This window comes from Rhodococcus sp. PBTS 1 (assembly GCF_001620025.1).
GTDB lineage: Bacteria > Actinomycetota > Actinomycetes > Mycobacteriales > Mycobacteriaceae > Rhodococcoides > Rhodococcoides kroppenstedtii.
Window position 1 is genome coordinate 1,495,491 of record NZ_CP015219.1, and the last position, 24,249, is coordinate 1,519,739.

At 70.1% G+C, this 24,249-nt stretch carries 22 protein-coding genes; 13 read left to right on the forward strand and 9 right to left on the reverse strand.

Features of this window, described 5'->3' with window-relative positions:
- Positions 1-11 precede the first annotated feature (11 nt).
- Positions 12-2,390 (forward strand): ATP-binding cassette domain-containing protein, encoded by a 2,379-nt coding sequence (locus A3Q40_RS06770; RefSeq protein WP_068100666.1) that lies wholly within the window; start codon positions 12-14, stop codon positions 2,388-2,390.
- A gap of 21 nt (positions 2,391-2,411) precedes the next feature.
- Here the strand turns inward: A3Q40_RS06770 and A3Q40_RS06775 are convergent, their stop codons facing one another.
- Both A3Q40_RS06775 and A3Q40_RS06780 read right to left on the reverse strand, forming a co-directional pair.
- Positions 2,412-3,254 carry an HpcH/HpaI aldolase/citrate lyase family protein gene (locus A3Q40_RS06775; protein ID WP_235606491.1) on the reverse strand — a complete coding sequence of 281 codons (843 nt, stop codon included), beginning with the start codon at positions 3,252-3,254 and terminating at the stop codon, positions 2,412-2,414.
- A gap of 90 nt (positions 3,255-3,344) precedes the next feature.
- The gene (locus A3Q40_RS06780; RefSeq protein WP_082833801.1) at positions 3,345-3,740 is read right to left on the reverse strand and encodes a LapA family protein; all 396 of its coding nucleotides are present in this window, start codon (positions 3,738-3,740) and stop codon (positions 3,345-3,347) included.
- 130 nt (positions 3,741-3,870) lie between these two features.
- On the opposite strand from A3Q40_RS06780, the gene rlmN reads away from it, so the two are divergent.
- Positions 3,871-4,983, forward strand: coding sequence for a 23S rRNA (adenine(2503)-C(2))-methyltransferase RlmN (gene rlmN / locus A3Q40_RS06785; protein WP_068100669.1), 1,113 nt, complete (start codon positions 3,871-3,873; stop codon positions 4,981-4,983).
- 12 nt (positions 4,984-4,995) lie between these two features.
- Here rlmN and A3Q40_RS06790 read toward each other — a convergent pair whose 3' ends face one another.
- Complete coding sequence (locus A3Q40_RS06790; RefSeq protein WP_068100671.1) at positions 4,996-5,271, reverse strand: DUF2631 domain-containing protein; 276 nt, start codon at positions 5,269-5,271, stop codon at positions 4,996-4,998.
- Positions 5,272-5,394: 123 nt separating this feature from the next.
- Complete coding sequence (locus tag A3Q40_RS06795; protein WP_068100673.1) at positions 5,395-5,970, reverse strand: DUF1990 family protein; 576 nt, start codon at positions 5,968-5,970, stop codon at positions 5,395-5,397.
- Between the two features lie 49 nt (positions 5,971-6,019).
- Here A3Q40_RS06795 and dxr point away from each other — a divergent pair, with 49 nt between their 5' ends.
- The 7 genes from dxr to A3Q40_RS06830 are packed head-to-tail and all read left to right on the forward strand — an operon-like array spanning position 6,020 to position 14,736.
- Positions 6,020-7,210 (forward strand): 1-deoxy-D-xylulose-5-phosphate reductoisomerase, encoded by a 1,191-nt coding sequence (gene dxr, locus A3Q40_RS06800; RefSeq protein ID WP_308124881.1) that lies wholly within the window; start codon positions 6,020-6,022, stop codon positions 7,208-7,210.
- 2 nt (positions 7,211-7,212) lie between these two features.
- On the forward strand, positions 7,213-8,430 hold the full coding sequence (locus A3Q40_RS06805) for a M50 family metallopeptidase (protein ID WP_068100676.1): 1,218 nt from the start codon (positions 7,213-7,215) through the stop codon (positions 8,428-8,430).
- Between the two features lie 50 nt (positions 8,431-8,480).
- The gene (ispG, locus tag A3Q40_RS06810) at positions 8,481-9,635 is read left to right on the forward strand and encodes a flavodoxin-dependent (E)-4-hydroxy-3-methylbut-2-enyl-diphosphate synthase (RefSeq protein ID WP_068100678.1); all 1,155 of its coding nucleotides are present in this window, start codon (positions 8,481-8,483) and stop codon (positions 9,633-9,635) included.
- 17 nt (positions 9,636-9,652) lie between these two features.
- Positions 9,653-10,486 carry a GNAT family N-acetyltransferase gene (locus tag A3Q40_RS06815; RefSeq protein WP_068100681.1) on the forward strand — a complete coding sequence of 278 codons (834 nt, stop codon included), beginning with the start codon at positions 9,653-9,655 and terminating at the stop codon, positions 10,484-10,486.
- Positions 10,487-10,546: 60 nt separating this feature from the next.
- On the forward strand, positions 10,547-12,340 hold the full coding sequence (locus A3Q40_RS06820) for a penicillin-binding transpeptidase domain-containing protein (RefSeq protein ID WP_068100683.1): 1,794 nt from the start codon (positions 10,547-10,549) through the stop codon (positions 12,338-12,340).
- Between the two features lie 21 nt (positions 12,341-12,361).
- Positions 12,362-13,219, forward strand: a complete 858-nt coding sequence (gene map, locus A3Q40_RS06825; protein ID WP_068100685.1) for a type I methionyl aminopeptidase — start codon at positions 12,362-12,364, stop codon at positions 13,217-13,219.
- Positions 13,216-14,736, forward strand: coding sequence for a cobyric acid synthase (locus tag A3Q40_RS06830; RefSeq protein ID WP_068100686.1), 1,521 nt, complete (start codon positions 13,216-13,218; stop codon positions 14,734-14,736). The genes map and A3Q40_RS06830 overlap by 4 nt, the downstream gene beginning before the upstream one ends.
- Position 14,737: 1 nt before the next feature.
- On the opposite strand, the gene A3Q40_RS06835 is transcribed toward A3Q40_RS06830, so the two are convergent.
- From A3Q40_RS06835 to A3Q40_RS06845, 3 genes are read right to left on the reverse strand one after another with little or no spacing between them, the layout of a single operon-like run.
- Positions 14,738-15,454 carry a hypothetical protein gene (locus A3Q40_RS06835; protein ID WP_068100688.1) on the reverse strand — a complete coding sequence of 239 codons (717 nt, stop codon included), beginning with the start codon at positions 15,452-15,454 and terminating at the stop codon, positions 14,738-14,740.
- The gene (locus A3Q40_RS06840; protein WP_068100690.1) at positions 15,451-16,353 is read right to left on the reverse strand and encodes an ATP-binding cassette domain-containing protein; all 903 of its coding nucleotides are present in this window, start codon (positions 16,351-16,353) and stop codon (positions 15,451-15,453) included. The genes A3Q40_RS06835 and A3Q40_RS06840 overlap by 4 nt, the downstream gene beginning before the upstream one ends.
- Positions 16,350-16,739, reverse strand: a complete 390-nt coding sequence (locus tag A3Q40_RS06845) for a GntR family transcriptional regulator (RefSeq protein ID WP_068105497.1) — start codon at positions 16,737-16,739, stop codon at positions 16,350-16,352. Before A3Q40_RS06845 ends, A3Q40_RS06840 begins: the two co-directional genes overlap by 4 nt.
- A 104-nt stretch (positions 16,740-16,843) precedes the next feature.
- Here A3Q40_RS06845 and A3Q40_RS06850 point away from each other — a divergent pair, with 104 nt between their 5' ends.
- On the forward strand, positions 16,844-17,386 hold the full coding sequence (locus A3Q40_RS06850) for an alpha/beta fold hydrolase (protein ID WP_068100692.1): 543 nt from the start codon (positions 16,844-16,846) through the stop codon (positions 17,384-17,386).
- Positions 17,387-17,740: 354 nt separating this feature from the next.
- Here the strand turns inward: A3Q40_RS06850 and mtr are convergent, their stop codons facing one another.
- Both mtr and A3Q40_RS06860 read right to left on the reverse strand, forming a co-directional pair.
- Positions 17,741-19,132 carry a mycothione reductase gene (mtr, locus tag A3Q40_RS06855; protein WP_068100694.1) on the reverse strand — a complete coding sequence of 464 codons (1,392 nt, stop codon included), beginning with the start codon at positions 19,130-19,132 and terminating at the stop codon, positions 17,741-17,743.
- Positions 19,129-20,178: an alpha/beta hydrolase gene (locus A3Q40_RS06860; RefSeq protein WP_068100695.1), complete on the reverse strand. Its 1,050-nt coding sequence runs from the start codon at positions 20,176-20,178 to the stop codon at positions 19,129-19,131. The genes mtr and A3Q40_RS06860 overlap by 4 nt, the downstream gene beginning before the upstream one ends.
- Positions 20,179-20,303: 125 nt before the next feature.
- On the opposite strand from A3Q40_RS06860, the gene mqo reads away from it, so the two are divergent.
- Genes mqo through A3Q40_RS06875 form a run of 3 tightly spaced genes read left to right on the forward strand, consistent with a single transcriptional unit; the run spans position 20,304 to position 24,239 of the window.
- Positions 20,304-21,857 carry a malate dehydrogenase (quinone) gene (gene mqo / locus A3Q40_RS06865; RefSeq protein ID WP_082833802.1) on the forward strand — a complete coding sequence of 518 codons (1,554 nt, stop codon included), beginning with the start codon at positions 20,304-20,306 and terminating at the stop codon, positions 21,855-21,857.
- 1 nt (position 21,858) lies between these two features.
- Complete coding sequence (locus tag A3Q40_RS06870) at positions 21,859-22,335, forward strand: GNAT family N-acetyltransferase (protein WP_068100697.1); 477 nt, start codon at positions 21,859-21,861, stop codon at positions 22,333-22,335.
- Entirely contained in the window at positions 22,320-24,239 is a 1,920-nt protein-coding gene (locus A3Q40_RS06875; RefSeq protein WP_068100699.1) for a VWA domain-containing protein, read from the forward strand. The genes A3Q40_RS06870 and A3Q40_RS06875 overlap by 16 nt, the downstream gene beginning before the upstream one ends.
- Positions 24,240-24,249 lie beyond the last annotated feature (10 nt).

The following is a 24,249-nucleotide window of genomic DNA, read 5'->3' on the forward strand; positions in this document are numbered from 1 at the left end:
GAGGGGAATCGATGAGTCGGACCGACACCACCGGCGGCGCCCATCCCGCGGACGTGCACGACGTCATCACCGTCCAGGGCGCCCGGGTGAACAATCTGCGCGACGTGAGCGTTCGCATCCCCAAACGGCGGCTCACGGTGTTCACCGGGGTGTCCGGGTCGGGGAAGAGTTCGCTGGTGTTCGGCACCGTCGCGGCGGAGTCCCAGCGCATGATCAACGAGACCTACAGCGCCTTCGTGCAGGGGTTCATGCCGACGTTGGCTCGCCCCGACGTGGACGTGCTCGACGGACTCACCACGGCGATCGTCGTCGATCAATCGCGCCTCGGATCGGACCCGCGGTCGACGGTCGGCACCGCGACCGACGCCAATGCGCTCCTGCGCATCCTGTTCAGCCGCCTCGGCGATCCGCACATCGGGTCGCCGCAGGCGTTTTCGTTCAACGTCGCCTCGATCTCCGGGGCGGGCGCCGTCACCGTCTCGAAGGGCGGACGCGAGACCCGGGAGCGTCGCAGCTTCGAGATCACGGGCGGAATGTGCCCGCGGTGCGAGGGCCGCGGCTCGGTGTCCGACATCGACCTCACTGCGCTGTACGACGCGTCGAAGTCGCTGAACGAGGGCGCCATCACCATCCCCGGCTACAGCATGGAGGGGTGGTACGGCCGGATCTTCCGGGGCTGCGGGTACTTCGACCCCGACAAGCCGATCGCGAAGTTCACGAAGAAGCAGCTCGACGACCTGCTGTACCGCGAGCCGACCAAGATCAAGGTCGACGGCATCAACCTCACGTACGCGGGCCTGGTCCCGCAGATCAAGAAGTCGTTCCTGGCCAAGGACGTCGAGGCCATGCAGCCCCACATCCGGGCCTTCGTCGAGCGGGCGGTGACCTTCGCGACGTGCCCGGAGTGCGACGGCACCCGTCTGACCGAGGCGGCGCGATCCTCGCGGATCGACGGGGTGTCCATCGCGGACGCCTGCGCCATGCAGATCACCGACCTCGCCCGCTGGGTGGCCGGTCTGGATCACCCGTCGGTCGCCCCGCTGCTCACCACGCTCCGTCGAACGCTCGACTCGTTCGTCGACATCGGCCTCGGATACGTGTCGCTCGATCGACCCGCCGGCACGCTCTCCGGCGGCGAGGCGCAGCGCGTCAAGATGATTCGACATCTGGGCTCGTCGCTCACCGACGTGACCTACGTCTTCGACGAACCCACGACAGGACTGCACCCGCACGACATCGAGCGCATGAACGGGCTGCTGCAGTCCCTCCGGGACAAGGGCAACACCGTGCTGGTGGTCGAACACAAGCCGGAGACCATCGTCGTCGCCGACCACATCGTCGACCTCGGGCCGGGCGCCGGCACGGCGGGTGGCACGGTCTGCTTCGAGGGGGACGTGGAAGGTCTGCGCAGAAGCGACACGGTGACCGGTCGGCACTTCGACGATCGGGTCGCCCTCAAGGAGACCCTTCGAACCCCGACCGGCGCGCTCGAGATCCGCGGTGCCGATCGGCACAACCTCCGCGGTGTCGACGTCGACATCCCGACGGGTGTGCTCACGGTGATCACCGGCGTCGCGGGCTCCGGGAAGAGCACCCTGATCCACGGGTCGCTCGCCGGGCGGGACGGGGTGGTGACGGTCGACCAGAGTCCCATCCGGGGTTCTCGCCGTAGCAATCCCGCGACCTACACCGGACTGCTCGACCCCATCAGGAAGGCGTTCGCCAAGCAGAACGGGGTCAAGCCGGCGCTGTTCAGCGCGAACTCGGAGGGCGCGTGCCCGGCGTGCAACGGGGCCGGGGTCATCTACACCGACCTCGGCATCATGGCCGGGATGAGCACACCGTGCGAGGTGTGCGAGGGCCGTCGGTTCCAGGCCTCGGTCCTGGACTACCACCTCGGCGGTCGTGACATCAGCGAGGTGCTCGCGATGTCCGTCGCGGAGGCGTCGACGTTCTTCGGCGACGGCGAGGCGGCCCTGCCCGCCGCGCACCGCATCCTGACGCGCCTGTCGGACGTCGGGCTCGGGTACGTCGCGCTCGGTCAGCCCTTGACGACGCTCTCCGGCGGCGAACGCCAGCGGCTGAAGATGGCGACGCACATGGGGGAGAAGGGTGGGGTCCTGATTCTCGACGAGCCGACCACCGGTCTGCATCTCGCCGACGTGGAGCAGTTGCTGGCGCTCCTGGACAGGCTGGTCGATGCCGGGACGACGCTCGTCGTGATCGAACACCACCAGGCGGTGATGGCGCACGCCGACTGGATCGTCGACCTCGGCCCCGGGGCGGGTCACGACGGCGGATCGGTGGTGTTCGAGGGGACGCCCGCCGCACTGGTGGCGGACGGGTCCACTCTGACCGGCCGGCACCTGGCCGAGTACGTGCGGCGGTGACGGGCCGCCGATCGGTAGGGGTCAGCCGATGGAGAAGGCCCGCGCCTGATCGGTGATTTTCTTCGCGCGGGCGAGGCGCGGAAGATCGCTGCCGTCGCGCACGTGCTCGCCGTCGACACCGAGCGCCGCGATGGTGTCGCGCGCCCAGATCACGTCGTCGGGGGAGGGAGCCAGCTCGCGGTTGACGACGGGCGCCTGGCCGGCGTGCATGCAGAGGCGACCGGTCATACCCATCGACACGGTGAGTCGGCTGTCCCGGGCGAGGTGCTCGTCGTTGACCGTCAACGTCGGTCCGTCGATCGGACCGGGGAGGCGGGCGGCGCGGCTGGCGACCACCAGGCGTGCCCGCGGGTAGGCCATCGCCATCGGCTCGTCGCTCATTCCGGTGTCCCGGCGAAAGTCCCCGCTGCCGAACGCGAGACGGAACGTCGCGTCCGCCCGCGCGATCTCCGGCGCGGCCTCGAGGCCCATCGCGGACTCGACGAGTGCGACCACGCGGATACCGTCGCCCAGCCGAGCGGCCGTGGCCTCCACCTGGCTACCGCTCTCGGTCTTGGCGAGCATGACGCCCTCGAGGGTGTCGATGCCGCGCAGAGCGTCGAGGTCGTCGGCCCAGAACGGGGTGGTGGCGTCGTTGATGCGGACCCACGCGCGACGACCGCCGCGCAACCAGGCGACCACGGCGTCGCGCGCCGCGGGCTTGCCGGCGGGGGACACCGCATCCTCGATGTCGAGGATGACGGCGTCGACCTCGGATTCGAGGGCCGGGGTGAACAACTCGGGCTTGCTTCCGGGGACGAGCAGCCACGACCGGGCCCGGTCCGCAGCGACTGATGACACGGGGTTCTCCAGGAAGGTCGTCACCACCCCACTGTGCATCGCCACAGTCGATCGGGGAAGGTTGCGTCAATAGTGTTCACGTGTGGCACCGAACATTCACCACACCATGTGACGCTACTTACGCTTGGCCGCGCGACGGACCTGCAGGATGCGCACGCCACCCGCCGCGGCCATGACCAGGGCGCCGGCCACCGCGGCCAGGAGCATCCCGATGCCGACGGGGAGATCGAACGTCCAGCCGAACAGGTGGATCGGCACGCTGTCGAGGTTCTGCAGGATGAACACCATCAGCACGACCAGCACGATCGCACCGACCACCAGGCCGGTGTAGAGCGCGGCGGCGCGCGTGTGCTTCACGCCGTCGGGCGTCTTCCCGGCCGGGAGACGACTGTCGGAGACGGCGACGTCGGAGCCACCGGAATCGAGTCCCGATCCGGGCAGCGCGGACGACGTCGGATCGGTGGGGTCGGACGCGGCGGAATCGGCGGCGCCGGACGAGGTGCGAGACATGAGGGAATGATTACCCGGGCGAGAAGTGTTTGCACCCAACCGAGCCCGGGGTATCAAGCCCGGTTGCGATGCGACCGAGCCGGTCGAGCCGGTCGAGCTCACCGCTCCGCAGTGAGACACTGGAGGCACTATGGCACCCACCGCTCTTCCCCTCGTCTTCGACGCACCCCGCCGCGGCATGCCCGCGACGCACCTCGCGGACCTCGACGCCGACCAGCGCCGCGCCGCCGTCGTCGAGCTCGGCCTCCCGGCGTTCCGAGCCGACCAGCTCGCCCGGCAGTACTACGGGCGGCTGCAGGCCGACGCCGAGAAGATGACGGACCTGCCCGCCTCGGTGCGCGAGAAGGTCGGAGCCGCGCTGTTCCCGACGCTGCTCAGCCCCGTCAAGCACGTCGCCTGCGACGGCGGCGACACCCGGAAGACGCTGTGGCGGGCGGGCGACGGGACCCTGCTCGAATCGGTCCTCATGCGCTACCCCGACCGCGCGACGCTCTGCATCTCCAGTCAGGCCGGGTGCGGTATGGCCTGCCCGTTCTGCGCCACCGGCCAGGGCGGGCTGCAGCGCAATCTGTCGACCGCGGAGATCGTCGACCAGGTGCGCTCCGCGGCCGCCGACCTCCGCGACGGCGTGGTGGAGGGCGGCGAGGGTCGACTGTCCAACGTGGTGTTCATGGGTATGGGAGAGCCGCTGGCCAACTACAAGCGGGTGGTGGCGGCGGTCAAGCGCATCGTCTCGCCGGCCCCCGAGGGCCTCGGGTTGTCCCAGCGGTCGGTGACCGTCTCGACCGTCGGTCTCGCCCCGGCGATCCGCAAACTAGCCGACGAAGGTCTGACGGTGACCCTCGCGGTGTCCTTGCATTGCCCGGACGACGAACTCCGCGACACCCTGGTGCCGGTCAACAATCGCTGGTCCATCGCCGAGGTGCTGGACGCCGCGCGGTACTACGCCGACACGACGGGACGACGGGTGTCCATCGAGTACGCGCTGATCCGCGACGTCAACGACCAGCCGTGGCGAGCGGATCTGCTGGCGAAGAAGCTGAAGAAGGCGCTGGGCGCGCTGGTCCACGTGAATCTGATTCCGTTGAACCCGACGCCGGGCAGCGAGTGGGATGCGAGCCCCAAGCCGGTCGAGGAGGAATTCGTCCGCCGCGTGCGCGCCGGCGGTGTCTCCTGCACCGTGCGCGATACGCGGGGTCAGGAGATCGCCGCGGCGTGCGGCCAGTTGGCCGCGGAGAACTGAGCCGACCCGCGGTCAGCCGCGTCGCGGCTTGCGGCGCAGCAGGATGTCGCGGATCAGCACGATCCACAGCGCCACGGCAAAGCCGACGAGCCAGAGGTCCTCGACGCGGCCGGTGTGATTGCCGATGATCATCACCAGCAGGAACAGCGAGATCACCCAGCCGGCGATGCGGAAGGTGCGCGGAGCCTCGCCGCTCCATCCCCACGCGGCGGAGGGAACCTCGGCGATGTGGACGTTCGTGGCGGGAACGCGCGGGGCGTCCGAGCGCGGCTCGATGCTTCCGGTCACGACCGATCCTCCTGAAGTTCGTCGGGGTCCGTGGGTTCGCCCACGGAGCCCCGGGGGCGAGACGTGCCGTGATCGTAGCGCGGCGTACGACCGGTCGTCGTAGCGGCTCGCTCAGGGACGCGACTAGGTGGGCAGCAGGGCGTCGAGGTAGCGCCGGGTGGCCACGCGTTGCACGAGTCGGTTCAGCGGACCACCGAGGGCGACCACCGCGTTTCCCGCCGTCGAGAACGCCCGGATGTGCGCCGACACCGCGCCGGTGCGCTCGTCGAACCGCACGACGAAGCGCTCCTCGCCGCGTTCCGGATGGCCGGGAAGCGTGCCGTAGGCGAAGCCGCGTTCCCGACGGGCGTCCGTTCGGTCGTCGATCCCGTCGATCCCGTCGACCCGATCGACCCTGTCGATGACGTCGATCACCCGGCAGGGAATCCTGATCGGGCCCAGTCCGAGGACGACGATCGCGTCGGGCTTCGCCTCCGCCGACGTGGCGCGCACCGCGAGGCCGGCGCCCCGGTGCATCTCCCAGCGCAGCAGTCGCCGTGCGGCCTCGTCGAACAGCTCGACGCCGCGACCGAGGGGCCGGGACTCCCGCACGTGGTGGTAGCCCGGCGGCATCGACTCCGACGCCGTGCCCCCGACCTCCCGGTACGTCAGCGGCGCGGAGCGGTAGGCGGCGGGATCGGCGGACGGACGGAGGGCCACCGCGCCATCCTCACACGAGCCTGTCAGGTGCGTCGGCCACACTGTCCGGGTGACGACGCACAGCCTTGACTCGACGCATGGTGACGGCCCGACGCGCGTGCTCGTGCTCGGCAGCACGGGCTCGATCGGAACGCAGGCGCTCGAGGTGATGGCCGCGCGGCCCGATCGATTCACCGTGGTGGGCCTCGCCGCGGGAGGCGGTTCGATCGACCTGCTCGCGCGGCAGATCGCCGAGACCGGGGTGACCGGCGTCGCGGTCGCCGATCCCCGTGCCGCAGCGCGACTCGATCTGCCCGGAGTGCGTTCGGGCCCGGACGCGGTGACGCAGCTGGTGGAGGAGACCGAGGCGGACGTCGTGCTCAACGGTCTGGTGGGGTCGCTCGGGCTCGCACCCACGCTCGCCGCGCTGCGATCCGGCGCGCGTCTGGCGCTGGCCAACAAGGAATCGCTCGTGGCCGGTGGATCGCTCGTCACCGACGCGGCGTCACCCGGCCAGATCGTGCCCGTCGATTCGGAGCACTCCGCGCTCGCCCAGTGCCTGCGCGGGGGTCGGGCCGAGGAGGTGGCCCGGCTGGTGGTGACGGCGTCCGGCGGGCCGTTCCGCGGACGCGACCGCGCGAGTCTGGAGTCGGTGACCCCGGAACAGGCCGGCAAGCATCCCACCTGGTCGATGGGGCCGATGAACACCCTCAACTCCGCGACCCTGGTCAACAAGGGGCTCGAGGTCATCGAGGCGCATCTGCTGTTCGGTATTCCGTACGACCGCATCGACGTCACCGTGCACCCGCAGTCCATCGTCCACTCGATGGTCACGTTCACCGACGGGTCGACCCTCGCGCAGGCCAGTCCGCCGTCGATGCTGCTGCCGATCGCGTTGGCCCTGGGGTGGCCGGATCGCGTCGCGGACGCCGCGCCCGCGCTGGACTTCCGGACGGCGAGCACCTGGGAGTTCGAGCCATTGGACGACGCCGTCTTCCCGGCCGTCGCGCTCGCGCGCCGGGCCGGAGAGCTCGGCGGGTGTCTCACCGCGGTCTACAACGCCGCCAACGAGGTCGCCGCCGCGGCGTTCCTTGCCGGTGACCTGTCCTTCCCTCGTATCGTGGACGTCGTCGCCGATGTGGTGGAGGACGGCGCGGACCGCTGGTCGGCGCCACCGTCCACGGTCGACGACGTCCTCGAGGCCGACGCGTGGGCCCGTGACCGCGCTCGGGACCTCGCAGCACAGAAAGGCCGTTCCTGACGATGGTGTTCGTTCTCGGCGTCGTCGCGTTCGCGGTGTGCATCGGCATCTCGATCGCACTGCACGAATGCGGCCACATGTGGGTGGCCAAGGCCACCGGCATGAAGGTCCGCCGCTACTACATCGGCTTCGGCCCCAAGATCTTCTCCTGGCGTCGCGGTGAGACCGAGTACGGACTCAAGGCGATCCCCGCCGGGGGGTTCTGCGACATCGCCGGCATGACGGCGGTCGACGAACTCGCACCCGACGAGGTCGACCGCGCAATGTACAAGCAGAAGACCTGGAAGCGCCTCGCCGTGATGTTCGGCGGGATCGCGATGAACTTCGTGCTCGGCTTCGCGCTGCTCTACACCCTGGCGCTCGGGTGGGGGCTACCGAACCGCGACACGTCGGCGACCGTCGCCGGGACCCAGTGCGTCGCACCGCAGGACGCGGACGGCGAGATCGCGCCCTGCACCGGTCCCGGACCGGCGGGGGCGGCCGGCATCCGTGCCGGTGACGTCGTCACCGCGGTGGACGGGACGCCGACGGCGACGTTCGCGGACGTCGTCGCCGCCGTCCAGAACGCGCAGGGCACCGTCGAGGTGACGGTCGACCGCGCCGGCGAGGCCCTGACGCTGCCCGTCACGGTGCAGCGGACCGAGCGCCTGTTCTCCACGGCGACCGCGGACGATCCGAACGCGACCGAACTGCGCACCACCGGCGCGATCGGCGTCGCGCGGACTCCGCTCACCATCCAGTACGACGCCCTGTCGGCCGTACCGGGCGCGATCTCGTTCGCCGGCTACACCGGTGTGGAGACGGTCAAGGCCATCGCGGACCTGCCGCAGAAGGTCGGGGCGCTGTGGACGTCGATCACCGGCGGCGAGCGGTCCGCCGACACCCCGATCTCCGTCGTCGGGGCCAGCGTCATCGGCGGCCAGGCGGCCGAGCGCGGACTGTGGGAGCTGTTCGTCGGACTGCTCGCGACCCTGAACTTCTTCCTCGGTGTGTTCAACCTGTTGCCGCTGCTGCCGCTCGACGGCGGACACATCGCGGTGACGATCTACGAGGGCATCCGCAATCGGATTCGTGCACTGCGCGGTCTGGGTCGCGGCGACCCGGTGAACTACCTCAAACTGATGCCGTTGACGTACGTGGTCATCGCCATCGGCGGCGCGTTCATGCTGCTGACGTTGACCGCGGACATCGTCAATCCCATCGACCTGTTCGGTAACTAGACTGGTGTGCAGTCGGCCGGTGACCACCGGCAGGCGACGAAAGGACTGAAGTGACCGTAGGACTGGGCATACCGGCCGGACCGCCCCCCGTGCTGGCTCCGCGTCGCAAGACCCGGCAGTTGCAGGTGGGCAGCGTGGGCGTCGGGAGCGACCATCCCATCTCGGTGCAGTCGATGTGCACCACCAAGACCCACGACATCAACTCCACCCTGCAGCAGATCGCGGAGCTCACCGCGTCGGGCTGCGACATCGTGCGCGTCGCGTGCCCTCGGCAGGAGGACGCCGACGCACTGGCGACGATCGCGCGCAAGTCGCAGATCCCCGTCATCGCCGACATCCACTTCCAGCCGCGCTACATCTTCGCGGCCATCGACGCCGGGTGTGCCGCCGTGCGCGTGAACCCCGGCAACATCAAGGAGTTCGACGGCCGCGTCAAGGAGGTCGCCAAGGCGGCGGGCGACGCCGGCATCCCGATCCGAATCGGCGTCAATGCGGGTTCGCTCGATCCGCGGCTCATGCAGAAGTACGGCAAGGCCACGCCCGAGGCCCTCGTCGAGTCCGCGCTGTGGGAGGCGTCGCTGTTCGAGGAGCACGGCTTCGGTGACATCAAGATCTCGGTCAAGCACAACGACCCGGTGGTCATGGTCGAGGCCTACCGCCAGCTCGCGGCACAATGCGACTACCCGCTGCACCTCGGCGTGACCGAGGCCGGTCCCGCCTTTCAGGGCACCATCAAGTCGGCCGTCGCCTTCGGATCGTTGCTCGCCGACGGGATCGGCGACACCATCCGCGTCTCGCTCTCGGCGCCGCCGAACGAGGAGATCAAGGTCGGAACGCAGATCCTGCAGTCCCTGAACCTGCGGCCCCGCAAGCTCGAGATCGTCTCCTGCCCGTCCTGCGGACGCGCGCAGGTCGACGTCTACACCCTGGCCGACCAGGTCACGGCCGGCCTGGAGGGCATGGAGATCCCGTTGCGCGTGGCCGTCATGGGCTGCGTCGTCAACGGCCCCGGTGAGGCGCGGGACGCGGACCTCGGTGTCGCGTCGGGCAACGGCAAGGGCCAGATCTTCGTCAAGGGCGAGGTCATCAAGACCGTGCCGGAGGCGCAGATCGTCGAGACGCTGATCGAGGAGGCCATGCGGATCGCGGAGACCTTCGAGGGCGACGCCGACGCCGGTTCCTCGCCGGTGGTGTCCGTCGGCTGACCTGCGGCGAGACACCGATGCTCAAGCTTCTCGGCGCGAAGGCGCTGACCCGACGTGACACCGACGAGGTCCTCCGCGTGCTGCGGTCGGACCCCGTCGCGTCGTGCATGGTCGCGTCGCGCATCGAGGAGTCGGGCATCGAGCCGAGGGTGAACCACGGCGAACTGTGGTCTCGTGGCGGCCCGTCGTCGTCGCTCTGCTTCTCCGGGGCCAACCTGGTGCCGCTCCGCGGCGAGGTCGACGATCTGCGGAGTTTCGCCGACCGGGCCCTGCGCGGTCCGCGGCTGTGTTCGTCGTTGGTCGGGCGCGCGGAGCTGACCCTGCCGATCTGGTCGATGCTCGAGCCTGAGTGGGGATCCGCCCGCGAGGTGCGGGCCGACCAACCTCTTCTCGCGCTCGTCGTGCGGCCGGACACGGCCGACCCGGCCGTGCGCCGGGTCACCGCCGACGAGATCGACGTGTACCTGACGGCGGCCGTCGCGATGTTCATCGAGGAGGTGGGCGTCGACCCGCGGGCCGGTGACGGCGGTCGGGGATACCGCCGGCGCATCGCCGATCTGATCGCGGCCGGGCGCGCGTGGGCGCGATTCGAGGACGGTCAGGTGGTCTTCAAGGCCGAGGTGGGGTCGCTCTCGCGGGACGTCGGGCAGATCCAGGGAGTGTGGGTCCACCCGCTGTGCCGCGGCCGTGGGTTGGGGTCCGTCGGGACGGCGGCCGTGGCCGCGGCCGTGATCGACGGCGGCCGGACTGCCAGTCTCTACGTGAACAGCTACAACGTTCCGGCTCGTCGTGCGTACGAGCGCATCGGGTTCCGGCAGGTCGGGACCTTCGCCACGGTGCTGCTGGACTGACGTCCCGGCCCTGCGTGTCGGGACGGACCGGGCCACACCCCGGTCCTACGATGACAGTCGATGATCTCCCGTTCCGTCGCCGCGGCGCTCGCCGTCCTGCTCGTTCTCGCGCTGGGCGCGTGCACCCCGAAACCGCAGGGCCCCGAATCCGCTGCCGATGCGTTCGTGGCTGCGCTGGCGGATCGGGACAGCGCCACCGCGGCCGCCGGAACGGACCGGCCGGACCTCGCGGCCGGAGCGATCGACACGGCGTGGGACGGACTGCAGGCGGAATCGCTCGAGGCGAGCACCGGTGCCGTGACGGTGAACGGCGACACCGCGACCGTCGACTACACCTACACCTGGCACCTGCCGCGCGACCGGACGTGGACGTACGACGGGTCGCTGCGGATGGGTCGGCGCGGCGGTGACTGGGTGGTGCGGTGGAACTCCACCGACCTGCATCCGACGCTCGGCGACACGCAGTCGATGGTGCTCCGGTCCACGGCCGCTCCGCGTGCCCGGGTCAACGAACACGCCGGGTCGGACGTCCTGGTTCCGGGCACGGTCTTCGGCGTCTCGTGGACCGTCGCGGAGCTGACGTCCGACCGGATCGTCTCGACGGCCCGCGCGCTGGAACGGCTCCTGCGTCCGTTCGACGACTCCATCACCGCGCAATCGACGGTCGAGTCCGCCACGGCCGCGCGGGGCGCCTACCGCGTGGTGACACTGCGGGAGGAGGACTACGACACGGTGTCGGCCGAGCTGTCGGCCCTGCCCGGCGTCACCGTCACCGAGGAGTCGGATCTGGTCTCGACCGATCGATCCTTCGCGCCCGATCTGGTGAGCCAGGTCAAGAAGACCGTCATGGACCGCGTCGACGGCGAGGCCGGGTGGAGCGTCGTCGCCGTCAACGCCAACGGGGCCGACGTCGGGGTGCTGACCGAGACGGCACCGGAACCGGTGCCGTCGATCAGCATCAGCCTCGACCGGCCGATCCAGGTGGCCGCGCAGAACGCGGTGAACGTCTCCCGCGATCAAGCGATGATGGTGGTGATTCAACCCTCGACGGGGGACATCCTGGCCGTTGCGCAGAACGAGGCCGCGGACCGGGACGGACCGGTGGCGTCCACCGGTCTGTACCCGCCGGGGTCGACGTTCAAGATCGTCACGGCGGGGGCGGCCATCGCGGAGGGGCTTGCGACGCCCGGCAGCACGGTGCCGTGTCCGGGGCGCATCGTCATCGGGGAGCGCAGCGTGCCCAACTACAACGAGTTCTCGCTCGGCGACGTCTCGATGAGCACGGCGTTCACGCGGTCCTGCAACACCTCCTTCGCCAAGCTCGCCAGCGAGATGGGACCCGACGACCTGACGAGCGCGGCCGCCATGTTCGGCATCGGCCCCGAGTACACGGTGACGGGCCTGCCCACCGAGTCCGGATCCGTGCCCCCGGCGCCCGATCTGGTGCAGCGGACCGAGGACGGGTTCGGCCAGGGCAAGGTGCTCGTGTCCACGTTCGGCATGGCCCTCGCCGCCGCCACCGTGGCGCACGGCAGCACCCCGACGCCGCGGTTGATCCAGGGCGAGGAGACCGCCGTCGAGGGGGACCGGCCGACGGTCGACCCCGCTGTCGTCGACGGGTTGCGCGGCATGATGCGGTCGGTGGTCACCAGCGGAACCGCCGATCGAATCGCCGATCAGGGCGAGGTCTACGGCAAGACCGGCGAGGCCGAGGTCGACGGCGGCTCGCATGCGTGGTTCGTCGGCTATCGCGGTGACCTGGCCTTCGCCACGCTCGTCGTGCGCGGCGGCAGCTCCGACAACGCGGTGGCCGTGACGAGGGACATGTTCACGGCGCTGCCAGAGGGCTACTGACCACGGACTACGCTCGGGGGCATGGCTGTTCGCACTGTTCTCGAACCCGGCACCGTCTCCGACGTGCTTCCCGTCCCCAAGCACATCGAGCGGCCGGAGTACGCCTGGAAGAAGACCGCCCGCGAGGGGTCGGAGCCGTGGGTGCAGACGCCCGAGACCATCGAGAAGATGCGGGTGGCGTCGCGCATCGCGGCGCAGGCGCTGCGCGAGGCGGGCAACGCGGTGGCGCCGGGCGTGACCACCGATGCGCTCGACCGCATCGCGCACGAGTACATGATCGACCACGGTGCGTACCCGTCGACGTTGGGCTACAAGGGTTTTCCGAAGTCCTGCTGCACCTCGCTGAACGAGGTCATCTGCCACGGCATCCCCGACTCGACGGTGATCCAGGACGGGGACATCGTCAACATCGACGTCACCGCGTACGTCGACGGAGTCCACGGCGACACCAACGCGACCTTCCTCGCCGGTGAGGTGTCCGAGGAGGCGCGGCTGCTCGTGGAGCGGACGCACGAGGCGACGATGCGGGCCATCAAGGCGGTCAAGCCGGGCCGCGCACTGAACGTCGTGGGCCGCGTCATCGAGTCCTACGCGAACCGCTTCGGCTACGGCGTCGTCCGCGACTTCACCGGTCACGGGGTCGGGACGACGTTCCACAACGGTCTGGTGGTGCTGCACTACGACGAGCCGAGTGTCGACACGGTCATCGAGCCGGGCATGACCTTCACCATCGAGCCGATGATCAACCTCGGCGGTATCGACTGGGAGCAGTGGAACGACGGGTGGACCGTCGTCACCAAGGATCGCCGCTGGACCGCGCAGTTCGAGCACACCCTCGTCGTCACCGACACCGGCGCCGAGATCCTCACTCTGCCGTGACCTCCTCGCCGCTCGCCGGCGCGCTGCTCGTGGCGGGCACCACGTCGGACGCGGGGAAGAGCGTGCTCGTCGCGGGTCTCTGCCGATTGCTCGCGCGGCGAGGGGTGCGCGTGGCGCCGTTCAAGGCGCAGAACATGTCCAACAACTCGGTGGTGACGCTCGACGGCGGTGAGATCGGCCGCGCTCAGGCACTGCAGGCGCGGGCGTGCGGCCTCGAACCCAGCGTGCGCTTCAACCCGGTGCTGCTCAAGCCGGGCGGGGATCGGACGTCGCAACTGGTGGTCCGGGGCCGGGCCACGGGGTCGGTCGGGGCGCGCGACTACGTGGCGCATCGCGAAGCGCTGCGTGCCGTCGTCGCCGAGGACCTGGCGTCGCTTCGCGCCGAGTTCGACGTCGTGATCTGCGAGGGCGCCGGGTCGCCCGCCGAGATCAACCTGCGCGCGACGGATCTGGCCAACCTCGGTCTCGCGCGGGCTGCAGACCTGCCGGTGATCGTGGTGGGCGACATCGATCGTGGGGGAGTGCTCGCGCACTTCTTCGGCACCCTGGCGATTCTCGATCCGGACGATCAAGCACGGATCGCGGGATTCGTCGTCAACAAGTTCCGGGGAGATCCGGCGCTGTTGCAGCCGGGGCTCGACACGCTTCAGGATCGGACGGGTCGGCCGACCTACGGCGTGGTGCCGTTCGACGACGCCCTGTGGCTCGACGCGGAGGACTCCCTCGGCACGACGGCCGATTCGCCTGTGGGACGGCCCGGCCGGCCCGTCGGGACGCAGTGGCTCCGGGTGGCGGCGGTGCGCCTGCCGCGCATCTCCAACTCGACCGACGTCGAGGCGCTCGCGTGCGAACCGGGGGTCAGCGTCCAGTGGGCAACGGACCCGTCGCGGCTGGCGGACGCCGATCTCGTGGTCCTGCCCGGCTCGAAGGCGACGGTCCACGATCTGGAGTGGTTGCGCCGCACCGGAATTGCCGCCGAGATCAGGCGGCGAGTCGAGCGCGGCGGTCCGGTTCTCGGCATCTGCGGCGGATATCAGATGCTCGGCCGGCGCATCGTCGACGACGTGGAATCGGGATCCGGCGCCGTGGCCGGCCTCGGGGTGCTCGATCTCGACATCGAGTTCCGACCGGACAAGGTGTTGCGTCGGGTGCAGTCGCCGACGGGGTTGCGCGGGTATGAGATTCACCACGGCCGCGTGGCGCGGTCGACCGATCCCGCGTGGTTCGACGGTGCCGACGGCGCAGGCGAGGGCAGTGCCCGGAACGCCGTGTGGGGCACTCACTGGCACGGGCTGCTGGAGAACGACGCGTTCCGGCGGGACTGGCTGACGGAGGTCGCCGAGCGGGCCGGTCGGCGCGGGTTCGTGGCGGCTCCCGACACCGACGTCGACGCGCTGCGTACTGCCCAGGTGGACCTACTGGCAGATCTCGTGGAGAACTCCCTCGACGTGGAGGCCGTGACGGCGCTGCTCGCCGAAGGAGTTCCCGCGGGTCTTCCGGTTCTCACCGTGCGGTGACTCAGACGGTGGTCCGCCGTAGCACCGCCCACACGCCGGGCGCGGCCGGCGCGGTGAGGGCCAGCGGAAGCAGGACCATCGTGACCGGTCGGGGCGAGTCGGCGATGGCCGAGCCCACCGGCACCCACCAGCTCTGCCAGGTGAAGACCACCACGACCACGCCGAGGAGCACCGTCAGGAGAAGGCCGGTGGCCCACAGTCCTACGGCCCGCCATCGGAGGTAGATCGCCCCGGCCAGGACGCCGAGGGTGTTCGCCAGTGCGATCAGAGTGACGAAGAACAGAAATTCGATGACGACCGATCCGGCGACGGGCGCCGTGAGCGAGAACAGTCGCATGCCGACTCCGAAACCGTCGGTGGTGCGCTCGACGAGCGACAGCGCGATCATCAGGGTGCCGAACAGCAGCGCGTGGACACCGACCACGGCGGCGGTGGCCCGGAAGAACTCCCAGCGCGTGACGCCGAGGCCGGAGACGAACGGGAAGAACTGGTTCACCGATTGCGCGAACAACACGAGACCGAAGAAGAACACGAACGACGCGCCGCCGGTGTTGACCTCCGCGCTGCCTCGGGGGACCAGCGCGAGCACGGTCCACGTGATGCCGGCGATGACCGCCAGGATGCCGATCGGCCACAGGAACGCGATCTGCCAGTTCTGGGCGTGCACCCGAGCGACGGCCGTGAGGCGGGACGGGGCGGGAGCGAGAACGGTACTCACGAGGACACCTTCCGACGGGTGGTGCTGGCGACCACGAATTGCTGGAGGGACACCGAATCGACGTGGAGGCCGGCAGCGCGGGCGGCGGCGAGCGACTCCGGCGAGAGGGGGCCGTCGATGGTGGTGCGCGCCATCGACCCCATCGACTCGTGCTGCAGCACAGTGTGTTCCGTGGTGAAGTCGGCGACACCGTCCGCGTTCCCGCTGACGGTCACCGCACGGCCACGGAGCTGCTCGGCGTCGTCGTCGACCACCACCCGGCCCCCGTCGACGACCACGACGCGGTCCACCAGATCGGCGACCTCGTCGATCAGGTGGGTCGAGAGAACCACCGTGCGGGGATGTTCCGCGTAGTCGGCCAGAAGTCGGTCGTAGAACAGCTGCCGGGAGACCGCATCGAGACCGAGGTAGGGCTCGTCGAACAGGGTGAGTGGGGCGCGGGACGCGAGGCCCACCACCACACCCAGTGCCGACGTCATGCCGCGGGAGAGCTTCTTGACCTTGCGTCGGCGGGGAAGATCGAAGTCCGCCATGAGATCCCGCGCGAGGGCCTCGTCCCACCGCGGCAGGATCGCGGCCGCGGCGTCGAGCACCTGACTCACGCGGAAGTCGTCCGGGTACCGCTGGCTTTCTTTGACGAAGCACACGTCACGCAGGACCGTCGCGTTCTCGAAGGGGCTGCCACCGAACACCGACACCTCGCCGTCGTCCGCCCACTGCTGCCCCGTGAGGATCTGCAGGAGCGTGGTCTTGCCGGCGCCGTTGCGGCCCAGGAGGCCGTGGATGCCGTGCTCGTGCACGTCGAAGGACACGTCGACGAGGGCATCGATGTTTCGTCGGGAGCCGACGTCCCGAAAGCTCTTGCGCAGGTTGCGGACCGACACCACCGGGGCGCTCATCGTGCTCCCTCCCCGGATGCCGGAGCCGGTGCGGCCGCGCGGTCGGCGATCATGGTCATGATCTCGTCGGGACCGAGGCCGAGCTTGCGCGCCTCGGCGACCAACGGAGTGACGTACTGGTCGGCGAATCGCTCACGGCGCCGGATGCGCAGCGCGTCGCGTGCGCCCGTGGTGACGAACATTCCGATACCTCGCTTCTTGTAGAGGATGCCGTCCGCGACGAGATGTCCGAGCCCCTTGCCGGCGGTGGCGGGATTGATGCGGTGGAACGCGGCCAGTTCGTTGGTCGACGGCACTTGCGCTTCCTCGGCCAGTGATCCGTCGATGATCGAGTTCTCGATCATCTCGGCGATCTGCAGGAAGATCGGGCGACCGTCGTCGATCACGATGACCACCGGGTCCATTGGTTAGGTGGTTCATTACTCATGTAACTAACCATAGAAGCTTGCAGGCGGCGGCGCAAGGCTTCGCTCGGGTAGCGTCGCTGACCATGCAGAAGCAGACCGTGTCGGTGCCCGCCGGAGACGTCGAGGTGCGAGTCGACGGTCCCGACAGCGGACACGCCGTCCTGCTCCTCCCGGGATCGACCGGATCGCCGGACTCGTTCGACGACACCGCATCCCGGCTCACGACATCCGATCTGCGTACCTTCGTGGTCGAGCCGGGCGTCGCTCTCGGGGACAGCGACCTGATCGCGCTGCTCGACGCCCTCGGGCTGCCCTGGGTCAACCTGGTCGGCCGCGGGGACGGCGCCGACCGGGCCTGGTCACTGGCCGCCCGTACCTTCGGCCGCGTGTCCAGTCTGGTGGTGATCGACCGCGGACACCCCGCCGTTCACGGCGACACATCCTGTCCCGCAGTCGAACTGCGCACCACGATGGTGGTGACCGACCCGTCCGCGCAGGACGATGCCTCCGCCAGCAGCCGCTACGTCTACGGCGACTACCGGGTGATGCCGCTCGACACCACCGACCCCTCCGCTGCGGCCGCCGCCCTGGCCACGGAGATCGTCATGCGGACCAGCGCCTGGTAGAGCTGCTGCGCGATTCGCGTCTGTTGCGGTCATCCGCCGTTGCTGCAGCCGACGCGGATTGCGGGAACCGGCGCGGATCGGAGTGCGGGGGCCGGAGCGCTGGGTTCAGGCCGGTGGGCAAGTGCTGCGCTAGGGGTGCAGCTGGATCCGCGCGAGTTCCAGTCAGCCGCTGCAGTTGCAGCCCACGCGGATCGCTGGAACCGGCGCGGATCGGGTGCGGGGCCGGAGCACTGGGCTGAGACCGGTGGGGCAGGTGCTGCGGATCGGGGAGCCGCCGAATCCGCGCTAGTTCCAGTCATCCGCTGCTGCTGCAGTCGACGCGGATCGCTGGAAGCGGCGCGGATCCGGCCCCCGCTACAGGTCGAGGCCCAGGAGTGCGTTCTCCACCACCTCGGGGAGGGCGGGGTGGATCCAGTACTGGCCGCGGGCGATCTCTCGGACGGTCTGCCCGAACGTGATGGCCTGGATGAGGGGCTGGATCACCGTCGGGGCCTGCTCGCCGATGATGTGCGCGCCGAGCAGACGCCCGGTGGCGCGGTCCGCGACGACCTTGCACAGCCCCTCGTGGTCCTCCATGGCCCAGCCGTAGGCGACGTCGGCGTACTTCTGAACCTTGACGGCGACGTCGTAGCCCTGGTCGCGGGCGTCGCGCTCGGTGAGGCCGACCTCGGCGATCATCGGGTCGGTGAAGATCGCCGACGGGACGTAGCGGTGGTCGAAGGTCGCCCATCCGGCGGTGTCGGTCCAGTCGGGTCGCAGCACGTTCTCCTGCACGACGCGTGCCTCGGCGTTGGCGACGTGTTTGAGCTGGTAGGGCGACGACACGTCACCCAGGGCGAAGACGCCCTCGGCGGTGGTGCGGCCGAACTCGTCGACGCGGATGCGGCCGTCGTCGTGTAACTCGATACCGGCGACGTCGGCACCGATGCGGTCGCCGTTGGGGGTTCGTCCCGTGGCGACGAGGAGTGCGTCGCCGGTGACCTCGGTGCCGTCGGACAGCGTCACGACGACGCTGGTGCCGTCCTCGCGCGCGTCCACGGCCTCGACTCCGCACCGCACGTCCCACTTGGCGGCGGCGAGGTCGGTGAAGTGGGCGGAGATCTCCTCGTCGGATTTGCGCAACATGCGGTCCTTGCGGACGAGCACGGTGACGCGGGAGCCGAGGGCGGAGAACACGTGCGCGAACTCGGCCGCGATGTAGCCCGACCCGACGACGATCAGGTGTTCCGGCAGCTCCGGCAGCCGCATGATGTCGTCGTTGGTGTGATACCGCACGCCGCTGGCGGCGATGGCCTCGGGGATCACCGGGCGGGAGCCGGCGCCGACGACGACGCGGTCCGCCGTGACGATGCGCCCGTCGCCGGCGTCGATCCGCCGCGGCCCGACGAACGTGGCGTGCGAGGAGTACAGCGTGACGTTGGGGGAGCCGTCGCCGCGGCGGTAGTTCTCGCCGCCCTCGGCGATGGGGTCGATACGACCGAAGACTCGGTCGACGATGTCCTGCCAGCGGACCCGCTCGATGCGGGCGTCGATGCCGTAGCGCTCCGCGCGGCGCACGGTGTTCGCGACCTCGGCGGCGTAGACGAACATCTTGGTGGGGATGCAGCCGACGTTGATGCAGGTGCCGCCGAAGATCGACTCCTCGAACATGGCGACGGACAGACCGTCGAACCGCTCGTCGAGGATGGTGTTGGCGGATCCGGAGCCGATGATCGCGACGTCGACGTGCTGCTCGTTCGCGCTCATGCGCCGGTCGCCATCTCGGCGTGGTCGCCGCCGGTCGCGGCCCCTGCACGGTCTCCGGTGGTCCCGGCCGCTCGGGCCTCGTGATCGTCGAGCCATGCGTCGAGCTCACGGAACGCCTGCGCGAGAGGCTCGTCGGTGGAGAGGAAGACGTCGTGCCGCGCTCCCTCGACGGGCACGACCGTGGTGCGGTTGCCGAGGCAGCCGGCCCATCGCGCGATCTGGCGGACGTCGAGCACGGCGTCCGCGGCGTCGACGTCGGGGATGTACTTCTTGGAGAAGCGGGTCACCTTGGACCGCAGGATCAACGACGGCACGCCGATGTCGAGTCCGCGATGCAGTCGCGCGTGGCCACGCCGTACCGCGCGGATCCAGCCCAGCTTGATGGGAAAGCCCGCCAGGGGCTTCCAGGACAGGTCGTAACTCCAGTCGCCCTGCGCTTGCGCGCTGATCGACGAGCCGTAGGTGTCCAGCCCGGCGCCCGGCAGATCCCGCTTGGGAGCGATCTTGCCCAGTACCCCGAGGGCGACGGTGCCCACACTCCGCGCCAACGGCGGCCCCTGCAGGTCGAACCAGGGGCTGTTCAGCACGAGTCCGGACACTCCCGCGGCGGCGCTGCCGCCGGCGTGCTCGAGCCGGTCGAGCCACAGCGGCACGATCAGCCCACCCGTCGAGTGGGCCGCGAGCAGCACCGGTGCTCCGGTCTCCTCGCGGACGATCTCGAGCGCGCGGGACAGTTCCGCGTCGTACAGCTCGAGGTCGGAGACGAAGTGCGGCGACTGTCCGTCGTCCAGGGAGCGGCCGCACTTGCGTAGATCGAGGGCGTAGAAGGCGTAGCCGCGGTCGACGAAGTGCTCGGCGAGGTGGCGCTGGAAGAAGTAGTCGGTGAATCCGTGGACGTAGAGCACGGCGCCGCGCGGCGCGGACGGCGACCGCCGCGACCGCACGAGGGTGGCCCGCACCTGTCCCTCGCCGTCGGGGTCGGGGCCGAGCGGTATGGTCAGTTGCTCGTAGTCGTCACCGAGTACGTCGGGCGCCCATGTAGTCACCCTCACACAGTAGATGGCGTGAGACAGGGGTCGCGAGGGGCACAATCGGGTACACGCCGGTGGCGCGACGCGGGGCGCGGCGCGTGCCGTGGACAGAACTCGAGGCGAAGGAAGTCGATCCAGCCGTGGCCGAACACAAGCAGAACCCGCAGTCCGCGTCGTCGGAGAAGCTCGACGTGGTGCTCATCGGCGCCGGCATCATGAGTGCCACTCTGGGCACTCTGCTGCACCAGGTGGAGCCGACCTGGTCGATCGGGCTGTTCGAGCGCCTCGACGCCGCCGCGGCCGAGAGCTCCGACCCGTGGAACAACGCCGGTACCGGTCACTCGGCTCTGTGCGAGCTGAACTACACGCCGCAGCAGAAGGACGGCTCGGTCGACATCACCAAGGCCCTCACCGTCAACGAGCAGTTCCAGGTGTCGCGGCAGTGGTGGGCCCACGCCGTCGAGACCGGGGTGTTGAACGACCCCGAGAACTTCATCAACCCCATTCCGCACGTGAGCTTCGTCCACGGCGCGGACAACGTGAAGTACCTTCGCGCCCGGTACGACGCGCTCGCGACCAACCCGCTGTTCCCCGACATGGAGTACATCGACAGCGCGGACGAGTTCTCGCGTCGACTCCCGCTGATGGCGGCGGGCCGCGATTTCACCGACCCGATCGCGCTGAACTGGTCCGACGGCGGCACCGACGTCGACTTCGGTGCGCTCACCAAGCAGCTGCTCAACAACCTTGGTGCGGTCGGCGCGTCGATCGACTTCGGGCACGAGGTCCGCGATCTGTCGAAGAACTCCGACGGGTCGTGGACGGTCAAGGTGCGCAACGGCCGCACCGGGGCGACGCGCACCATCGTCGCCAAGTTCGTCTTCGTGGGCGCCGGTGGCGGTGCCCTGCCGTTGCTGCAGAAGTCGGGCATCTCCGAGGCCAAGGGCTTCGGCGGCTTCCCGGTCAGCGGTGAGTGGCTGCGGTGCACCAATCCCGCACTGGTGCAGCAGCATTCGGCCAAGGTCTACGGCAAGGCGTCCGTGGGCGCACCGCCGATGTCCGTGCCGCACCTCGACACCCGCGTGATCGGCGGCAAGCCGGGTCTGCTGTTCGGCCCCTACGCTGGGTGGTCGCCCAAGTTCCTCAAGAACGGCAAGATGACCGACCTCATCGGATCGGTCAAGCCGAACAACCTCTTCTCCATGCTCGGCGTCGGCATGACCGAGATGGCCCTCACCAAGTACCTCATCGGTGAGCTCCTGCAGTCCGAGGACGACCGCGTCGACACGCTGCGCGAATTCATGCCGCGGGCCAAGGGCGAGGACTTCGAGCTCGTCACCGCCGGTCAGCGTGTCCAGGTCATCCGCCGCAAGGGCAAGGGCGGGGTGCTGGAGTTCGGTACGGCCGTCGTCAACGCCGGCGACGGCACGATCGCCGGTCTGCTCGGCGCATCGCCGGGCGCGTCCACCGCGGTTCCCGCGATGCTCGAGGTCATGCAGCGGTGCTTCGCCGACCGCTACGAGTCCTGGAAGCCGACGCTGACGGACATGGTGCCCTCCCTCGGGACCAAGCTCGCCGAGAACCCGCGCCTGTTCGACGAGGTCTGGGCCCACACCACGCGTGTGCTGCATCTGGACCGGAGTGCCGCGGACCGCGGAGTCGCTTCGGCCGCGGATGGTGTGGTAGCACTCTGACATGGTCACAGCGACTGCAGCACTCAAGCGTTCCTGGGCACAGGACCTGTCGAATCGCACCCTCTACGAGCTGCTGAAGCTGCGTGTCGAGGTGTTCGTGGTCGAGCAGGCCTGCGCTTATCCCGAGCTCGACGGCAAGGACCTGCTGTCCGACACGCGGCACTTCTGGCTCGAACGAGACGGTGAGGTGGTCTGCACTCTCCGCCTGCTCGAGGAGCACGACGACGGCTCGACGTCCTTCCGCATCGGACGCCTCTGCACGCACCGCTCCTCCCGCGGCCAGGGTCACACCACCCGGCTGCTGCGCGCCGCGTTGGCCGAGGTCGGCTCGGCGCCCTGCCGCATCAACGCCCAGAGCTACCTGGTGGAGATGTACGCCAAGCACGGTTTCGTCCCCGACGGCGAAGAGGTGCTCGAGGACGGCATCCCGCACACCCCGATGCGCCGCGGCGGCGGGAGCCCGTGGCAGGACAAGTGACCGTCGGCTATCCCTTCTCGGCCGTCGTCGGCCAGGATCGCCTGCTGCTCGCTCTCACGCTCTGTGCCGTGCACCCCGGCATCGGCGGCGTGGTCGTGCGCGGCGAGAAGGGCACCGCGAAGTCCACGGCCGTCCGTGCCCTGGCGGCGTTGCTGCCGCCCGTGCGTGACGACGACGGCGAGCGCCCCGCGCGGTTGGTCGAACTGCCCGTCGGCGCCACCGAGGACCGCGTCGTCGGGTCCATCGACTTCGAGCGGATCGTGCAGGACGGCACGCGTGCGTTCACGCCCGGCCTTCTCGCGTCGGCGGATCGCGGCATCCTCTACGTCGACGAGGTCAACCTGCTCCACGACCATCTGGTCGACCTCCTGCTCGACGCGGCGGCCATGGGCCGGGTCCACGTGGAGCGCGACGGCATCTCACGCTCCTATCCGTCGCGGTTCGTCCTGGTCGGCACCATGAACCCGGAGGAGGGCGAGCTCCGCCCGCAGTTGCTCGACCGGTTCGGACTGGCGGTCGACGTCGCCGCATCGCGCGACGTCGACACCCGGATGGACGTCGTCCGTCGACGCCTGGACTTCGAGCTCGATCCCGTCGCGTTCGGTCAGCGGTACGCCGACGCCGACGCCGCCGTGGCCGAGCGCATCGCCGACGCTAGAGCTCGACTGGACTCCGTCGTGTTGCCCGAGACCGAACTGCGGCGGATCGCCGCCGTCTGCGCGGCGTTCGACGTCGACGGCATGCGGGGGGACCTCGTCGTCGCCCGCACGGCCGTCGCCCACGCTGCGTGGCGGGGCGCGGACGAGGTCAGCGAGGACGACGTCCGCGTGGCGGTCGAACTCGCGCTGCCGCACCGGCGTCGGCGCGACCCGTTCGACGCTCCCGGGCTCGACGACGGCGCCGTCGACGACGCCATGGACAAGGCGGCCGAGTCCGTCGCCGAGCACGAACCGGACCCGGATCCCGATCCCGACGGCGACGGACCCGACGGCGGGGGCGGTGCGCCCGATCCGACGGACTCGCCCGACGCGACGGATCCGTCGCCCGCGACTCCCGAGCAGTCCGACGAGTCCACCGACCGCCGCACCCCCAGCGGAACGAACCCGGCGTCCATCGGCGCGAGCTTCGACACCCGACTGCTGCAGATCGACGGGGTGGGCGAGGGGTCGCCGGGACGGCGATCACGGGCCCGCACCACCAGCGGACGCACCGTGCGCGCCACCGAGTTCGCCGGAGGCAGCTTGCATCTGGTGGGCACGCTGCTGCGCGCGGCCGAGCGTCGGAGCCCCACGGCGTCGGGTCGACTGTCCATCGCGGGTGCGGACCTGCGGGGCGTGGAGCGCGAGGGCCGCGAGGGCAACACCATCGTCTTCGTCGTCGACGCCTCCGGGTCCATGGCGGCACGGGACCGGCTCGAGGCCGTGACCGGTGCCGTCGTCTCACTGTTGCGTGACGCCTACCAGCGTCGCGATCGGGTCGCCGTCGTCTCCGTGCGTGGTACCGACGCCGAGATCCTGGTGCCGCCCACGCGCTCGGTGGACGTCGCCGTCACTCGGCTGCGCCGCGCGCGCACCGGCGGCCGCACGCCGCTGGCGTCCGGCTTCCTCACCGCGCGCGAGGTCGTGGCGCGCGAGCGGGTGCGCGAGCCCGGCCGTCGTGCTCTCGTGGTCACGGTCACCGACGGCCGCGCCACCGGTGGCCCCGACCCCGTCGACCGCGCTCGGCGCGCCGCGGCCGCGCTGGCGTCCGACTCGGTCGCGTCCGTCGTGGTCGACTGCGAGACCGGCATGGTGCGGCTCGGTCTCGCCCGGGACCTGGCGCGGGCACTGCGCGGAACGCACGTCACCCTGCCCGAACTGTCGTCGGCGAGTGTCGCGGGCGTGGTCCGCGCCGCCGCGGCCTGACTCGAGAGAA

Coding starts and splice junctions, on each gene's coding strand:
- A3Q40_RS06770 (WP_068100666.1), top strand. CDS start 12: ATGAGTCGGACCGACACCACCGGCGGCGCCCATCCCGCGGACGTGCAC.
- A3Q40_RS06780 (WP_082833801.1), bottom strand. CDS start 3,740: ATGTCTCGCACCTCGTCCGGCGCCGCCGATTCCGCCGCGTCCGACCCC.
- rlmN (WP_068100669.1), top strand. CDS start 3,871: ATGGCACCCACCGCTCTTCCCCTCGTCTTCGACGCACCCCGCCGCGGC.
- A3Q40_RS06805 (WP_068100676.1), top strand. CDS start 7,213: ATGGTGTTCGTTCTCGGCGTCGTCGCGTTCGCGGTGTGCATCGGCATC.
- A3Q40_RS06815 (WP_068100681.1), top strand. CDS start 9,653: ATGCTCAAGCTTCTCGGCGCGAAGGCGCTGACCCGACGTGACACCGAC.
- A3Q40_RS06820 (WP_068100683.1), top strand. CDS start 10,547: ATGATCTCCCGTTCCGTCGCCGCGGCGCTCGCCGTCCTGCTCGTTCTC.
- map (WP_068100685.1), top strand. CDS start 12,362: ATGGCTGTTCGCACTGTTCTCGAACCCGGCACCGTCTCCGACGTGCTT.
- A3Q40_RS06840 (WP_068100690.1), bottom strand. CDS start 16,353: ATGAGCGCCCCGGTGGTGTCGGTCCGCAACCTGCGCAAGAGCTTTCGG.
- A3Q40_RS06850 (WP_068100692.1), top strand. CDS start 16,844: ATGCAGAAGCAGACCGTGTCGGTGCCCGCCGGAGACGTCGAGGTGCGA.
- mtr (WP_068100694.1), bottom strand. CDS start 19,132: ATGAGCGCGAACGAGCAGCACGTCGACGTCGCGATCATCGGCTCCGGA.
- A3Q40_RS06870 (WP_068100697.1), top strand. CDS start 21,859: ATGGTCACAGCGACTGCAGCACTCAAGCGTTCCTGGGCACAGGACCTG.